This window comes from Mesorhizobium sp. M7A.F.Ca.MR.362.00.0.0 (genome assembly GCF_004023175.1).
Lineage (GTDB): Bacteria > Pseudomonadota > Alphaproteobacteria > Rhizobiales > Rhizobiaceae > Mesorhizobium.
In genome coordinates, this window is record NZ_RZTF01001286.1 from 1 (window position 1) to 207 (window position 207).

A 207-nucleotide genomic window follows, 5' to 3' on the forward strand; every position below is an offset into this window, starting at 1 on the left:
ATAGCTGTTAAAGCAGATGTGAGCAGCCTTAAGGAAATAGAGTATTTATTTGAAACGACCATTAGCCATTTCGGCAAGGTCGATATCCTTGTGAATAATGCAGGTATCATGCATACCATTCCAATCAGTGAAGTGACAGAGGAACAATTTGACCAACATTTTGCGATTAATGTTAAAGGCACCTATTTCGCCTGCCAACAAGCCTTT

General features: G+C 39.6%; 1 protein-coding gene. It reads left to right on the plus strand.

What is annotated here, in order from left to right:
• On the plus strand, positions 1-207 hold a 207-nt coding region (locus EOC06_RS39950; RefSeq protein WP_128310232.1), incomplete at both ends, for an SDR family NAD(P)-dependent oxidoreductase.